Annotated in this window: 13 protein-coding genes; all 13 read right to left on the reverse strand. The window is 59.8% G+C overall.

Features of this window, described 5'->3' with window-relative positions; translation table 11 throughout:
- Positions 1 to 48: 48 nt before the first annotated feature.
- Positions 49 to 1,653, reverse strand: coding sequence for a methyl-accepting chemotaxis protein (locus tag ACYZT7_RS20300; protein WP_462037963.1), 1,605 nt, complete (start codon positions 1,651 to 1,653; stop codon positions 49 to 51).
- A 212-nt stretch (positions 1,654 to 1,865) separates the two neighbouring features.
- A complete protein-coding gene (locus tag ACYZT7_RS20305) occupies positions 1,866 to 2,270 on the reverse strand; it encodes a TraR/DksA family transcriptional regulator (RefSeq protein ID WP_007907888.1) in 405 nt (134 codons plus the stop codon).
- Positions 2,271 to 2,598: 328 nt separating this feature from the next.
- Positions 2,599 to 3,621 carry an ABC transporter permease gene (locus ACYZT7_RS20310; RefSeq protein ID WP_008153855.1) on the reverse strand — a complete coding sequence of 341 codons (1,023 nt, stop codon included), beginning with the start codon at positions 3,619 to 3,621 and terminating at the stop codon, positions 2,599 to 2,601.
- Positions 3,622 to 3,678: 57 nt separating this feature from the next.
- Positions 3,679 to 5,244 carry a sugar ABC transporter ATP-binding protein gene (locus ACYZT7_RS20315; RefSeq protein ID WP_462037964.1) on the reverse strand — a complete coding sequence of 522 codons (1,566 nt, stop codon included), beginning with the start codon at positions 5,242 to 5,244 and terminating at the stop codon, positions 3,679 to 3,681.
- 71 nt (positions 5,245 to 5,315) lie between these two features.
- Positions 5,316 to 6,242: a sugar ABC transporter substrate-binding protein gene (locus ACYZT7_RS20320; protein WP_462037965.1), complete on the reverse strand. Its 927-nt coding sequence runs from the start codon at positions 6,240 to 6,242 to the stop codon at positions 5,316 to 5,318.
- Between the two features lie 148 nt (positions 6,243 to 6,390).
- A complete protein-coding gene (locus tag ACYZT7_RS20325) occupies positions 6,391 to 7,443 on the reverse strand; it encodes a Gfo/Idh/MocA family protein (RefSeq protein ID WP_462037966.1) in 1,053 nt (350 codons plus the stop codon).
- A 68-nt stretch (positions 7,444 to 7,511) separates the two neighbouring features.
- Positions 7,512 to 8,372, reverse strand: a complete 861-nt coding sequence (locus ACYZT7_RS20330; RefSeq protein WP_462037967.1) for a sugar phosphate isomerase/epimerase family protein — start codon at positions 8,370 to 8,372, stop codon at positions 7,512 to 7,514.
- Positions 8,373 to 8,518: 146 nt separating this feature from the next.
- Positions 8,519 to 9,544, reverse strand: a complete 1,026-nt coding sequence (iolG, locus tag ACYZT7_RS20335; protein ID WP_462037968.1) for a bifunctional inositol 2-dehydrogenase/D-chiro-inositol 1-dehydrogenase — start codon at positions 9,542 to 9,544, stop codon at positions 8,519 to 8,521.
- A 42-nt stretch (positions 9,545 to 9,586) separates the two neighbouring features.
- Entirely contained in the window at positions 9,587 to 11,518 is a 1,932-nt protein-coding gene (gene iolD, locus ACYZT7_RS20340) for a 3D-(3,5/4)-trihydroxycyclohexane-1,2-dione acylhydrolase (decyclizing) (RefSeq protein WP_462037969.1), read from the reverse strand.
- Positions 11,519 to 11,679: 161 nt separating this feature from the next.
- The gene (locus ACYZT7_RS20345; protein WP_462037970.1) at positions 11,680 to 12,501 is read right to left on the reverse strand and encodes a TIM barrel protein; all 822 of its coding nucleotides are present in this window, start codon (positions 12,499 to 12,501) and stop codon (positions 11,680 to 11,682) included.
- Positions 12,502 to 12,526: 25 nt separating this feature from the next.
- Complete coding sequence (locus ACYZT7_RS20350) at positions 12,527 to 14,029, reverse strand: CoA-acylating methylmalonate-semialdehyde dehydrogenase (RefSeq protein ID WP_462037971.1); 1,503 nt, start codon at positions 14,027 to 14,029, stop codon at positions 12,527 to 12,529.
- Positions 14,030 to 14,072: 43 nt separating this feature from the next.
- Entirely contained in the window at positions 14,073 to 14,882 is an 810-nt protein-coding gene (gene iolB / locus ACYZT7_RS20355) for a 5-deoxy-glucuronate isomerase (RefSeq protein ID WP_462037972.1), read from the reverse strand.
- The gene (iolE, locus tag ACYZT7_RS20360; RefSeq protein ID WP_462037973.1) at positions 14,882 to 15,772 is read right to left on the reverse strand and encodes a myo-inosose-2 dehydratase; all 891 of its coding nucleotides are present in this window, start codon (positions 15,770 to 15,772) and stop codon (positions 14,882 to 14,884) included. Before iolE ends, iolB begins: the two co-directional genes overlap by 1 nt.
- Between the last annotated feature and the right edge of the window lie 87 nt (positions 15,773 to 15,859).

Genomic DNA, 15,859 nt, shown 5'->3' on the forward strand with positions numbered 1-15,859 from the left:
GACCCAACGGGGATAAATCCCCTCGCTACAAAAGCCGGCATCACGCGTCTAGTGAGGATTCTCGGGTTTATAGCCCAATCGCAAACCACCCCAATGCCGGCCCTTGAGCATGATCGGCACCGAGAGGTCGTGCATCAGTTCACCGGTGTCGCGGGTGTAGGTTTGCAGCAGTACGGCCTGCTGATGGCTGCCACAGCGGATCCCGGTGCGGTCGGCGAATTTGCGTTTGGTGCGGTTTTGCAAGGTATCGACCTGCGCATCACCGGTCAGTGGTTGGCTGAAGACTTTGTTGTGGGTCGGCACATAGCCCTGCTGCGTGCAGGCGATGGCGAACACCAGGCCTTCATGGCGCGGCAACAACGGTTCCTGGATCGCCGGCAAGACCTGATCGGCGTAGCGATCAAAGCGAGTCTGGTACTTGGCCGGGCTGGTGTTGGGAATGGCCTGGTAATTGCGATCAAACAGGTCATCGAGGCTGACGCGGCCCTCGTCGATATCCGCTTCAAAGCGCGCCGTAATCTGACTCGCGCCTTCGCGGGCCAGGTCATAAACCCGCTGGTGATAGTCATCCAGTCCGACTTCCGCGAGGCGTTCGCTGATGGTTTCGGCCTGACCTTCCATTTGCACCGCGGCCTGGGCCAGACGCTGCGTCTGTTGGTCACTGATTGCCAGGTCGCTGCGCATCTGTTCGATGGCGTGAAACAGGCTATCGAGTTGTTCGCGGTTGGTGTCAGCACCCCTGGCGATTTCCCCGACCTGGCTTTCGACGCCAGCGGCCAGACGCGCAATGTTCTCCAGGTGCTCACCGGTGTGCTCGACCTGCTTGACCCCGGTGTCGAGGTCGCTGGACAGTTGACGGATCTGCTCCACCACTTGCGCGGTGCGCTGCTGAATATCCGCGACCATTTCCCCCACTTCACCGGTAGCCGTCGCCGTGCGCGCGGCCAGACCGCGAACCTCATCGGCCACCACCGCAAATCCGCGACCATGCTCCCCGGCCCGCGCCGCCTCGATAGCCGCGTTCAATGCCAGCAGATTGGTCTGGCTGGCGATGGACTGGATGACCAGGGTTACCCGTTGGATATCGTCACTGCGCAGGCTCAGGGCTTCGATCAATTCACGGCTGTTACTGGCGCGCTGACTGAGTTGATGCATACGGGCGATGGACTCAATCAACTCCGTACGCCCTGCCGCGCTGCTCTGATGAGCCTCGCTGGCCGCACTGAGGGCTTCCCGGCTGAGCTTCGAGGTGGCTTGTTCGGTAGCGATCATCACTTCGGCGTTGCTGACGATCTGCGCCGCGGCACCGAGCTGCGATTGCAGTTTGTCGGCCAGTTGCTTGACCGAAAAGGCCACACCGGCGGCGGACAAAGCGTTATGACTGGTTGTATAGGAAAGATCGCGAGTCAACTCGGCAATCGCGCTGGCGCTGTCGACGGGGGTTGCCTGCGGGATGGCGCGCGAGCGCAAGCGAGGTAGCCAGATCATCAACACGGCCAATGGCAGGCCAAGGTAAAGCGACCAGCCCCCCAGCGTCATACCGAACAACAAAAGCATCAGGGCGATGCTTTGCAGGGTCGGCGTCAGCCAAAGGTTTTTTGGCAAAAGCACGGGTGCAGGCACTGCCGCAACCAGCGATCCGTCTCGCGTCATCTTCGTCACCCCACGAATAATTCTAATTGTTGTATCGGCATTAAACGCCACTACAAGGCCATTATCTATGGTCCATTAGTAGTGGGCGTTGCAGCAGATCAATAGAAGTGCACGGGTTTTTCGCAGACGAAAAAAAGCATCGCGGGCAAGGGCTAGGCGCCCCCCCTGCTCCTGTAGGAGCAAGACTTGCCCGCGATGCGGGCATTACGAAATCAGGCCTGACGCTGGTGCTTGTCGATCTGTTCGTGACGCTCTTGAGCTTCGATGCAGTACTTGGTGGTCGGGCTGATCAGCAGGCGCTTCAGGCCAATGGCCTCGCCGCTGTCGTCGCACCAGCCAAAGCTGTCTTCCTTGATGCGTTCCAGAGCCTGCTCCAACTGAGGCAGCATGCGCTGGTCGCGATCGATCGCGTTCACCAGCCAGGTGCGCTCTTCTTCAACAGAGGCAGCGTCAGCCGGATCAGCCGGGGTGTCCAGGCTTTCGATGGCGATGCGGTTCTGTTCGATGCGCTCATGGGTTTCGACTTTCATGTTCTGCAACAGCTCAGAGAAAAAAGCATGTTGCTCGGCATTCATGTAGTCATCCGCCGGCATGGCCAGCAACTTGTCCTTTGTCATTGATATCTCTATAAAAAAACGTGCATTAAGGCGAATAAGGGAGCGTTCCGGCGGACCTGCGTTGGTCATCGGAAAGGCGCCGTCTAATTCCAAGCGCCACCCGGCACTCAATTTACGAGGGGCGGCAGTCTAAGGCCGACTTGAGGCCTCAGCAACTGAAAAGACAGCGAATTTGTCCGACAAAGCCCAGAAAGTGCTCTATGGCAACCTTTGCGATGGTTATCGGAGTGCGTTTATAGCAAGAAATTCAATCGAGCGGCTGCATATAGAAGACAAACGGCTGCGCCACGCGGGTCAGGCGTGGCGCATTAGCGGTTTTATCGGCGACTCAGCGCTTGAGTTTGCGCTTGTTGCGGTACTGATCGATGACCACTGCCACCACGATGATCAGGCCTTTGATGATGTCCTGAATGTAAGCATCGACGCCAACAAAGGTGAAACCGCTGGCCATGACCCCGAGGATCAGTGCGCCGATGACCGTGCCGGTAATGCGTCCTACGCCACCGGCCAGGCTGGTGCCGCCGATCACTGCCGCGGCAATCGCGTCCAGCTCATAAGACATGCCCATCCCGGCCTGCCCGGTCGCGGCCCGTGCCGAAGCCACCACACCTGCCAGGCCTGCCAGCAACCCGGCGATGCTGTAGACGATCACCAGATGCCGCTTGACGTTGATCCCCGAGGTACGCGCCGCCTGCATGTTGCCGCCGATGGCGTAGGTGTACTTGCCGTACTTGGTGTAACGCAGCGCGATGTGAAAGATCACCGCGACCACCAGGAAAATGATCACCGGCATCGCGCCGTGTCCGATAGCCGTGTAGGAATCCGAGAGCATGCTCACCGGCTGGCCTTCGGTGTAGTAACGCGCGAGGCCACGCGCCGAGACCATCATGCCGAGGGTGGCAATGAACGGCGGGATACCGGTAATAGCAATGATGCTGCCGTTGATGGCCCCCGCCAGCAGTCCGACCCCGAGCCCGGCAATCACCGGGATCCACACCGGCAAGTCAGTGAGCGACGGGAACACCGCCCGGGCGAAGTCCGATGTTTGCGCCAGACTGGCAGCGATCATCGCCGACAGCGCCAGCACCGAGCCGGAGGACAGGTCAATGCCGGTGGTGATGATGACCTGGGTCACACCGATGGCCAGCAGGCCAATGATCGACACCTGCAGGATCATCAGCACCAGACGCTGGGAGTTCATCAGGAAGCTTTGGTCGCGCACGATCCAGCCAAACACTTCAAAGACCAGGCCGATGCCAATCAGCACCAGGAAAATACTCAACTCGGTCGGAAAGCGCCGGCGACTCTTGACCGGTGCCGTTGCTGGCTTGTTTTCCAGTATCGCGTTCATAAACACTCACCCTTCTATCGCGTCGCCGACGCTGGCCACAACCAGCGCCGGCATCCATTAGTGAACCGCGGACATGCCCGAGGCCAATTGCATCACTCGTTCCTGGGTCGCTTCGCTGCGGTCGAGGGTGCCCATCAGGTCGCCCTCGTGCATGACCATCACCCGGTCGCTCATGCCGAGCACTTCCGGCAGCTCCGAGGAAATCATGATCACCGCCATGCCTTCGCTGGCGAGGTAGGAAATGAGCCGATAGATCTCGGCCTTGGCGCCGACGTCGATACCGCGAGTCGGCTCGTCGAGAATCAGGACCCGTGGATTGGTCATCAGCCAGCGCGCCAACAAAGCCTTTTGCTGATTACCGCCGGACAAGGTGTCGATGCACTGCTCCAGCGACGGGGTTTTGACCCGCAGCTTCTTGCACATGTCTTCGCACAAGGCGCGCAGGGCTTTTTGCTGGATGAAACCGTGGCCGGCGTAATGCGGCAACACCGCCATTTCCATGTTCTCCAGCACCGACAGGCACGGGAACAGGCCGCTGAGCTTGCGATCTTCGGTCAGTAACGCGAAGCCCTTCTCGATCGCCATGTGCGGATCGCTGATGCGCACCACTTCGCCGTCGAGACGAATTTCGCCACCGTCGCTCGGGGTGATGCCGAAAATCGCTTCGGCAACGTTGGTCCGTCCCGAGCCCATCAACCCGGCAATGCCGAGGATCTCGCCGGCGTGCAGGTCAAAGGAAACATCCTTGAAAATGCCGTCCAGTTTAAGGTCGCGCACCGACAGCAGCAGATCGCCGATCGGCTTTTCACGCACAGGGAACAACTGGCTCAGCTCGCGGCCGACCATCATCGAAATCAGGCTGTCGCCGTCCATGCTGTCGGCCCGCTGCAAGCCGATGTAGGCGCCGTCACGGAACACCGCCACTTCATCGGCGATGCTGAACACTTCGTTCATTTTGTGCGTGATGTAGATGATGCCTTTGCCCTGACGCTTGAGGTCGGCAATGATCGAGAACAGATGCGCGACTTCCTTGTCGGTGATGGCCGAGGTCGGTTCATCCATGATCAGGATGTCGGAGTCGTAGGACACCGCTTTGGCGATCTCGACCATCTGCCGTTCGGCGATGCTCAGATTGCCGACCTGCTCTTCCGGATCGAGGTTGATCCGCAGGCGTTCCAGCAGTTTCGCCGTGCAGCGGTGCATTTCACGGTGGTCGATCATGTGGAAACCGTTGAGCTGCTCACGGCCGATCCAGATGTTCTCGGCGATGCTCATGTGCGGCATCAGATTGAGTTCCTGGTGAATCATCGCGATTCCGGCCTGAAGCGCAGCCAATGGCGTTTCGAAAACCACCGGTTTACCCCTCAGGCGCAATTCACCGGCGTCCGGCTGATAGATGCCGGCAATGATTTTCATCAGGGTGGATTTGCCGGCGCCGTTTTCGCCCATCAGGGCCAGCACGGAACCGGGGCGTACCCGAAGCTGCACATCGGACAAGGCCACCACACCGGGAAATCCCTTGCTGACGTTGATGATCTCCAGCAGGTACGGCTCATCGACAGGTGTTGCAGCTGGCTGGATACCCACCAACGGGGTGCTCGAAGCAGTCGCTGAAGCGAACATGATCAGGTACTCCATCAGCAAGGTCGCGGTCGCCACCTTGCGTATTTATTGTTGTTATTTGAATGGACAGGCTATTTGAACGTGTCGACGTTTTGCGGGGTGATCAAGCGGTATGGCACCCACACGGCCTGTTCAACCGGCTCGTTTTTGGCCATTTTCACTGCAGTGTCGATCGAGCCGTCCGCCTGACCTTTCGCGTCCTGGAACACCGACACCGCCATGTTGCCTTTCTTGATTGCGTTCAAGCCGTCCGGCGTACCATCGACACCCGCGATCAGCACACTGCCCTTCTCGACGCCGGCCTGTTGCAGGGCCATCGCAGCACCAATAGCCATTTCATCGTTGTTGGCTATGACCGCGTCAAACTTGCGGCCCTGGGTCAGCCAGTCGTTGACCAGGGTCATGCCTTTATCCCGCAACCAGGTGCCGGTCTGCTCTTGCTCAATCTTGATGTTCGGGTACTTGGCCAGTACGTCTTTGACGCCCTTGGTGCGGTTGGTGGTGGAGTTGTTCGCGAGGTCACCCAGCAGAATCACGATATCGCCCTTGCCACCCATTTTGTCGGCCAGGTACTGCATCTGCATTTCGCCGGCCTCCAAATCGTTGGAGGCTACTGTGACCACGCCTTTGGGCAACTTCAGGTCATCGGGGCGGCGGTTGACGTAGACCAGCGGGATGCCGGCCTTGACGGCGGCTTCGGTGATTTTTTTGGTGGCGGCGGTATCCACCGGGTTGACCACGATGGCATCGACTTTCTGGCTGATGAAGTTTTCGACCTGGCTCAACTGCTTGACCACGTCGCTGCGAGCGTCTTCGAATTGCAGCTGCACGCCCTCGGGATAGGACTTGGCTTTCTTGTCCATGGATTCGCGCAGGTAGGTCAGCCAGGTGTCATCGAACTGCGACATGCTGACGCCGATCTTCATATCGGCGAGTGCAGCGCCGCTGGCGAACATCAGGGACAAGGCAAGTGAGGCGAAACGGATCTTGGTCTTCATGAAAAGTCTTTCTCCACATTCTTGTTGGTTTTATGGATGAGGCGTGACGATTTCAGTCAGCGAGAAAAGCGTGAAAACGAGTCGCGAGGCAGGTCGCTGGAAATGACTTTATTGGAATATAATTTCTATATCAACTCATTTTGGAATTTTATTCTGTTTTTATTCCATGGCTTTCGAACGGGCTCAATGCCACCACTTCTTGCCGCTCGACGCTCAGTCGCGCAGCGTCTAGCACACGGGTGGTGGCCAGTGCATCACGGGCGTCCACCGGCAGTGGGCCACCGCTCTGCAACGCAGCTTGCAGCTGTAAATAGAACTGATTCCAGCAACCGCGCTCGGAGGGCACCCGTTCGCGCACTTCGCCCTGTTCGAACCAGCCCCATCGGCGATGCTCTTCAACGCCCCAGCGCTCACCTTCGGATTTGGGCGAGAGCCCGGCGAGCGCCGAGGCTTCCTGTCCGTCCAGGCCATCGACGCTGTAACAGCCTTGGGTGCCTGTCACCCGAAAGCGCGGGCCGGGGGTGTTTTGCAGGCAACTGCCGCCCAGGTGCGAAGTCACGCCACTGGCATGGGTCAGCGCCATAAAGAAGCCGTTATCGAAGACCTGGCCTTTTTCCAGGTAATCCAGTTCGGCGTAAACCCGTGTCACCGGACCGAACAAAAGCAACGCCTGATCCACCAGATGACTACCGAGATCGCGCAGGAAGCCACCGCCACTGCCGTTGTTCACCGCCTGCGGTGAGTAACGCTCGATCCGCGATTCGAAACGGGTGACCTGGCCCAGCGCACCGGATTCGATGAGTTTGCGCACGGTAAGGAAGTCCGAGTCCCAGCGACGGTTCTGGTAGACGCTGAGCCGCACACCCTGGCGCTCGGCCATGGTGATCAGGGTTTGCGCCTGCTGCGCGTCAGCGGCAAACGGTTTGTCGCTGACCACCGCCACACCGTGCTCGATGCCATCGAGCACCAGCGCCGGACGGCCCTTGAGCGGAGTGGACACCACCAGCACATCGATCCCGGCCTCAACCAACTGGCCGATGCTGTCGAACGCTGGCACCCCTGGATGCTCGGCCGCCAGCAACTGTCGGCGCTCAGGTGAACGAGTGACCACACCCACGAACTTCGCCGCCGGCAAACTGCTGATCAGCGGAGCATGGAAAAACCGGCCGCCATGGCCGTAACCGACAAGTCCGATACGCATGAAATATTCTCCTTATAGACGCGGACCCTGTGGGAGCGAGCTCGCTCCCACAGGGTTTTGTGTAGGTCTTAGCGACAGAGTTCGCTTTTTACGCGCTCGAGCATCATCCGGCTGGACTCATCCGGCCGGTCTTCCCAGGCAAACACCGAGACCGTGGCAATACCGTCGAACTGAATCTCGCGCAAGGTACCGAAAAACGCGTCCCAATCGACTTCGCCCTGACCGATGTCCAGATGCTGGTGCACGGTGGCAACGACACCCGGCGGGTTGACGATGTAGCGCAACCCGGAAGAAGCCTTGTGGTTGTAGGTGTCGGCGATGATCAGGTGGCTGAGCTTGGACCCGGCGTACTTGAGCATCGAGGCGATATCACCGACGCCATCGTCATAGAAGAAGGTATGCGGCGCCGCATAGAGGTAGTTGATCCACTCGCGATCCAGACCGCGAATGATGTCCACCGACTCGTTGTTGCGCTCGCAGAAGTCGTAAGGGTGGGCCTGGATATCCAGCTTGATGCCTTCGCGCTCGAACTCCGGGATCAGCTCGTCCATCGAGCGCATGAACTGGTTCTCGCAGACCAGCGGGTTGTCTGACTGGCCGGTGAACTCGGTGTTGACCAACTCGCAGTCCATCTCCACGGCAATGTGGATCGCCCGTTTCCAGTTGCGTACGGCGGCAACACGCAGGCCTTCGTCGGCAGCGGCCCAGTGGTACATCGGTAATAAGGAAGAGAGCTTGACCCCAGTGTCGCTCAGGGCTTTGCGAAATTCCTTGATCCGCGCCTTGTCGACTCGCGGGGCTTTGTAGAACGGCAGGAAGTCTTCCCGGGGCGAGAGTTCGATGTGTTCGTAACCGAGCTCGGCGACCTTATCAACCATCTTGCCCAGGGACAAAGTGCGGTACATGTAGGGATCTAGTGCGATGCGCATTTTATTGTTCTCCTGAACCAAGGGCTCAGCCTTGACACAACCCCCTGTGGGAGCGAGCTTGCTCGCGATAGCGGAGTATCAGCCAACATTGATGTTGAATGTGTCGGCGCTATCGCGAGCAAGCTCGCTCCCACAAGGGGTTGTGGTTAGCCGTAGAAGTGTGGGCGCTCTGGCAGGCCGACTTTGACGATCTGGCCGCTGTTTTGGGCTTCGATGCAGGCATCTGCTGCCACTGCTGCGGCGAAGCCGTCCCATGCCGATGGGCCGCCGACTTGGCCGCCACGCACACCATCAATGAACGCCTGCAACTCGACGTCGTACGCCGCGATGAAGCGATCCTTCCAATCCATCAAAATCGCGTTGGACAATTTCGCCCCGCTGCGCAACTGAACCTGCGACGGCTCAGGCAGTTTGGCGATGCCGGTCTCCCCCACGACTTCGCACTGGATGTCGTAGCCGTATTGGCAGTTAACGAACACTTCTACGTCGATGCGCGTGCCTTTGGCGGTTTCCAGCAGCACGATCTGCGGGTCTTTCAAATGCGCGAGCGCCTTGCTGCTCTTGCGCGGGAACACCACTTGCACCGACACGTAATCGTCGTCGAGCAACCAGCGCAACACGTCCAGTTCATGGATCAGCGTGTCGGTGATCGCCATGTCGGTTTTGTAGTTCTCACCCACGGTCGGGTTACGGTGCGCGCAGTGCAACATCAACGGTTCACCAATCTGACCGCTGTCGATCACGGCTTTAAGTGCCCGATAACCTTCGTCATACGGACGCATGAAGCCGACCTGCACCAGGCGCTTGCCGTGGGCCACTTCGGCCTCGACGATCTTGCGACAGCCTTCGGCGGTGACCGCCAGCGGCTTCTCGCAGAACACCGGCTTACCCGCCGCAATCGCCGCCAGCACGAACTCTTCGTGGCTGGGGCCCCAAGAGGTGACGAGGATCGCCTCGACCTCTGGCGCCTTGATCAGCGCGTGGCCGTCCGGATAGACCTCGGCGGTCAGCTTCAGGTCGGAAACCACGTTCGCTGCTTGTTGCAAATTGATGTCGGTGACCGCGACCACCTGGCTATTGAGCAAGGTCTGGCTGCAACGACGAATGTGGTCCTGGCCGATGGCCCCGGTGCCGATGACGCCGATCCGCAGTGAATTAGAGAGCAATGACATGAAGATTCTCCTGTGAAAATTTGTTGTTGGTATCAGGGGCAATCAGTACTGACGGGCCTTGGCCAGTCGTTCATTCAGGGTCTTGGCCACCGCATAGGTGCGGGGGCTGGTGGAGACTTGCGCCACGCCGACCCGCCACCACGACAGGTATTTGTGAATCATGGTTTTGGGCAGAACCTTGATGTCGATCAGCGTCGACACCGTCTGCAATCGCGCATCGGCCAATGCCGCTTTCAGTTCTTCAACGGTGTTCACTTTGTAGGTTTTGCAGCCATAGGCCGCCGCGCTCATGGCGAAATCCACCGGCACGAAACCGCCGTCCAGCTTGCCGGTTTCCGGGTTACGGAAACGGAACTCGGTGCCGAAGCTGTCCATCCCGTGCTCCATCTGCAAGTTGTTGATGCAACCGAACGTCATGTTGTCCAGCAGCACTACGTTGATCTTGCGTCGCTCCTGAATCGAGGTCGCCAGCTCGGAATGCAGCATCATGTAGGAGCCGTCGCCGACCAGCGCATAGACCTCGCGCTCAGGTTCGGCGAGCTTCACACCCAACGCGGCGTTCACCTCGTAACCCATGCAGGAATAGCCGTACTCGACGTGATACGTGTTCACCCCCTTGCTGCGCCAGCTGCGCTGCAAGTCACCGGGCAGACTGCCGGCGGCGGCGACGATCACTGCATCATCGGAGAGGGTTTCATTGAGCACACCGAGCACTCGGCTCTGGGTCAGGCAGGACCCGGTCAGCTCGATGAATTCGCGCAGCACTGCCGGGTCCATGTGGTCGTTGATTTCCGGGATGAAGTCCTGGGTCTGGTATTCGACCTGATAGATGCGGTCGACTTCCTCGTCCAGTTGCGCCTTGGCCTGACGCGGTTGATCGCCCCACGCGGCGCGGTAATCACCCAAGGTCTCGGCCAGCGCTTGCAAACCGGTTTTGGCGTCTGCCAGCAATTGCACGCCATCAAGTTTCAGGGCGTCGCAGGGGCTGATGTTCAGGTTGAGAAATTGCACCTCAGGATGCTGGAACAGGGATTTCGACGCGGTGGTGAAATCGCTATAGCGCGTGCCGATACCGATAATCAGATCCGCATCCTTGGCCAACAGATTCGCCGCCAGACAGCCGGTTTCACCCATCCCGCCAACATTCAATGGGTGACTGGACACCACCGCACTCTTGCCGGCCTGGGTTTCGGCGAAGGGAATGTCGAAGCGCTCCGCAAACGCCTGCAGTGCGGCATTGGCGCCAGAGTATTTGACCCCGCCACCGCAAATGATCAGCGGTTTGCGCTTGCCTTTGAACAGCGCCAAGGCATCGCCGAGCATCGCTTCAGTCGCCGGACGACGCTCGATGCGGTGCACGCGTTTTTGCAGGAAGTAATCGGGGTAGTCGTAGGCCTCGGCTTGCACATCTTGTGGCAAGGCCAGGGTCACCGCGCCGGTTTCGGCGGGGTCGGTGAGCACACGCATGGCATGGATCGCAGCCGTCATGAGTTGCTCGGGACGGTTGATGCGGTCCCAATATTTGCTCACGGCCTTGAACGCATCGTTGGTGCTGATGCTCAGGTCGTGGAACTGCTCGATCTGTTGCAGCACCGGGTCCGGCTGGCGGCAGGCATAAACGTCGCCGGGCAACAGCAGCAAGGGAATGCGGTTGGCGGTCGCCGTTGCGGCAGCGGTCAGCATGTTCGCCGCGCCCGGCCCTACGGATGAGGAACAGGCGTAGATCTTGCGCCGCAGGTGTTGCTTGGCAAAACCGATGGCCGCGTGGGCCATGCCTTGCTCGTTGCGACCCTGATGGACGATCAGGTCGCCACTGTCCTGCTCCAGGGCCTGGCCCAGGCCGAGCACATTACCGTGGCCGAAAATGGTAAAGATCCCGGCGACGAACTTGCTTTGAACCCCATCGACCTCGATGTACTGGTTATCGAGGAATTTCACCAGGGCCTGGGCCATGGTCAGTCGTGTCGTAGTCATAACCGATCCTTCAATAAACGAAGAAACCCTGTGGGAGCGAGCTTGCTCGCGATGGCGGTGTGTCAGGTGACATCAATGTTGAATGTACCGCCGTCATCGTCGGAACGCCGCCCGGAGCAAGCTCGCTCCCACATTGGATCTCGATCAGCCTGATAACGGTGTCAGGCCAGGGATTTGTTCAGGTGATCCATGCTCGCGCCGATTGCCTGCTGGATATCCGCCAGGCCATGGACGCTGTCGGCAAACGGTTCGAACGACAGGTAGCCGCTGTAACCGCTGCTGAGCAAGGTGTCGATTTGCGCCGCGTTGCCGAGGATGTCGCCCTCGCCGACCAGCACTCGGTGGCCGTCGCGAATGGTCGCCAACGGTGCCTCGGCATCCTCGACACCGGAGATGTGCACCAGCCCGGTCAGCTCGGGGAAAAACTCATGTTCGCCGGCCAGGTGATGGTGGAAGGTGTCGTGCACCAGACGGAACACATCCAGCCCGCCGATGGCCTTGATCGCGTCCACTGCCGTGCGTTTACGGCGCAGCGAGCACTCTTCGAAACCCAGCGGTTCGATGAAACCGAGAATGCCGTGTTCGCGCAGGATCGGCGCCAGTTCAGTCAACGCCGTGCGCAAACCTGAAGCTCGTGCGGCCTCGTTACGCGGGTCGGCACGGTCGTTCAGCGGACACATGACCAACCCTTGTGCGCCGCAATCGCGAGCATAAGCGGCCAGCTTCAAGGCGTGTGCACGGCGCTCGTCATTCCACACATCAAACGGATACAGCGCGTTGATCGAGAGCACGGTGATGCCTTTGGCGGCACACAACTCACGGACGCGCTCGGGTGCGGTGCCGTCTTCGATCTCGACGCCTTTAAGGTCGTTGCGAATTTCGATGGCGTCCGCCTTGAGGGTCACTGCCAACTCGATGAACGCGGGCAGGGACAAACGTGGGGCGACCATACGGTTCAGGGCGAAACGCAGGGGTTTGTTCATTATTGTTGTTCTCCGCACAGGTGAATTAGTTGGCCGTCGGCATGCTGAACTCAGGGCCCTTGGCAATGCTGTCGGGCCAGCGCTGCATCACGCTTTTGTAACGGCTGTAGAAGCGGATGCCTTCTTCGCCGTAAGCGTGGTGATCGCCGAACAGCGAGCGCTTCCAGCCGCCGAAGGAGTGCCAGGCCATCGGCACCGGAATCGGCACGTTGATGCCGACCATGCCGACCTTGATCGTGCGGGCGAAAGCTCGGGCGATGCCGCCGTCGCGGGTGAAACAGGACACGCCGTTGCCGAACTCGTGGGCGTTGATCAACGCGACGGCACTGGCGAAGTCCGGCACGCGAACGATGCCCAGTACCGGGCCGAAGATCTCCTGCTGGTAGATACTCATCTCGGTCGTGACGTTGTCGAACAGCGTCGCGCCGACGAAGAAACCGTTCTCGGCGCCCGGCACCTTGAAGTTGCGGCCATCGACAATCAGCTGCGCACCCTGGGCCACACCTTCGTCGATGAAACCTTCGACTTTGGCCTTGTGCTCGGCGGTCACCAACGGCCCCATATCGCTGTCGCCCTTCAGGCCGTCGCCGACCTTGAGCTGATCGATACGCGGCAGCAGTTTGGCAATCAATTGATCGCCGACGTCGCCCACCGCCACGGCAATCGAGATCGCCATGCAGCGCTCGCCGGCCGAGCCGTAAGCGGCACCGATCAAGGCATCGGCGGCTTGATCCAGATCCGCGTCGGGCATGACGATCATGTGATTCTTCGCCCCGCCCAGCGCCTGCACGCGCTTGCCGCGCGAGGTCGCTTGCTGGTGGATGTACTCGGCAATCGGCGTTGAGCCGACAAAGGAAATCGCCTCGATGTCCGGGTGTTGCAGCAACGCGTCGACGGCGGTCTTGTCGCCCTGGACCACGTTGAACACTCCGTCCGGCAAACCGGCCTCGCTCAACAGACGGGCCATCAGCACACTGGCGGACGGATCGCGCTCGGACGGCTTGAGGATGAAGCAGTTACCGGTGATCAGCGCCAGCGGGATCATCCACAGCGGCACCATCACCGGGAAGTTGAACGGCGTCACGCCGGCACACACCCCTAGCGGCTGACGCAGGTTCCAGTTGTCGATGCCGCCGCCGATGTTGTCGCTGAACTCGGTTTTCAGCAGGTTCGGCGCACCGCAGGCGTACTCGACGATTTCGATGCCACGGGTGACTTCGCCCTTGGCGTCCGAAAACACCTTGCCGTGTTCGCGGCTGATGATTTCTGCCAGTTCATCGTGATGTTGGTCGAGCAATTCCTTGAACTTGAACATCACCCGCGAACGGCGCAGGGACGACTGTTCGGACCAGGCCGGAAACGCTTTCAGGGCCGAGGCGACGGCTTCGTCTACGGTCTTCTGGCTGGCCAGCCCGACGCGCGCCTGGACGCTGCCGGTGGCCGGATTGAAGACGTTGCTGAACCGTTCGCTGCTGCTGTCTTGCACTTGACCGTGGATGTAATGGCCGATGATCGGGGCGTCGCTCATTGATCGTGTTCTCCGTGCAGAAATTGGAATTCAGGCTTTTAGTTCAGAGATCGAGCAGCCAGCTGTGCTGCGGATCGTTATGGAACTGCCAGACACGTTTCGGGCCGGCCATCACGTTCAGGTAATACGACTCGTAACCGTACGGCACGCTGACCGGGTGGTAGCCCTTGGGCACGACCACGAGGTCGCTGTTTTCCACGGCCATGGCCTGATCGATGCTGCGATCGTCGGTGTACACCCGCTGGAACACGAAGCCCTGGGGCGGGTTGATCTGGTGGTAATAGGTTTCTTCAAGAAAACTTTGGTGCGGCAAATCGTCGGTGTCGTGTTTGTGCGGCGGGTAGCTCGACGAGTGACCCGATGGCGTGCGCACTTCCACCACCAGTAGCGAATGGGCCGGTTCGGTGTCCGGCAGAATGTCGCAGACGTAACGGGTGTTGGCGCCTTTGCCGCGCACGCTGCGCTTCATGCTGTCGGGTTTGATCAGCCGTGGACCGAGGTCGTTGCTCGTTGAACCGGGCGCGGCGCACACAGCGATTTGCACATCGCTGAGCGCGACCACTTGCGCCTGACTGCCGGGTGGCAAGTACGCGGCGAAGGGTGATTTGTCTTCGAACACCGACTGACGATCACCGATGTTGTCCCAGTCGAACGCACCTTGCCCCGGCGCTTCGCCCTTGATGCTGACCCGACCGCTGAGCAGCACCAGGCACAGTTCTTTATCACCGGCCGACACCGACAGGGTTTCGCCCAGGCTCAAGCGGTAAGCGGCGAAGCCGACGTATTCCAGCTCACCTTTACCCAGCTCGACCATGGTCCGGCCACGGGCATTGCTTTTGACCAGCAGGTTCATCACTTAGTCCTCTCGTCGAGCAGCGTGCGCAAGGTGTCGTAGCCTTTTTTGGCGTAGACATAACTCGGCGCCACCGCTGGGTCCTGCTCGGCTTCGACCACCAGCCAGCCGTGGTAATCGGCAGCCAGCAGCACGTCGAGCAAGGCGCCGAAATAGATATCGCCATCGCCGGGCACGGTGAACGTGCCGTTGATGATGCAGTCAGGGAAGCTCCACAGGTTGTTGCGCGCCAGTTGCACCACCGGTTTGCGCACGTCCTTGAAATGCACGTGGCAGACGCGTTCGATGTGTTTGCGCAGCACCAGCAACGGCTCGCCGCCGCCCATGTAGCAATGGCCCGAATCAAACAGCAGACCGACTTCACTGCCGGTCAACGCCATCAACGTGTCGATGTCCGCCGGGGATTCGACGTAGGCACCCATGTGGTGGTGATACGCAAGGCGCACGCCTTGGGACAAGGTGAAGCGCGCCAGTTCAGTGAGCTTGTCGGCGTATTCCTGCCAGGCGTGTTCGGTGTGGAAACGCGGGCGCTCGACCAGCGGAATGCGCTGGCCCTGAATGGAGTCAGCGACTTCACCGTACACCAGCACCTTGGCGCCGTTCTTCGCCAACAGCTCGACATGGCTGCCAATGGCGTCGATTTCTTCGGCCACCGAGCGACGGGCCAAACGGCTGGAATACCAGCCGGACACCAGCGCCAGGTCGTAAGGCCGCAGCACGTCACCGACGCCTTTGGCGTCCTTGGGGAACTTGCCGTTGAGTTCGAAACCTTCGTAGCCGATTTCCTTGCCTTCACTCAGGGCGGTGCTCAGCGGCGTCTCGCCACCGAGGGACGGCAGGTCGTCGTTGCTCCAGGAGATCGGGTTGATGCCAATTCGAATAGCGGGCATGGCTGCACCTTTCTTTTTGTTTTCTAATTTACCGTTGAGTCTGAGGCCGCCTTCGCGGGCAAGCCTCGCTCCTACATTAGGTTGTGC

The organism is Pseudomonas sp. RT4P38 (genome assembly GCF_054897765.1).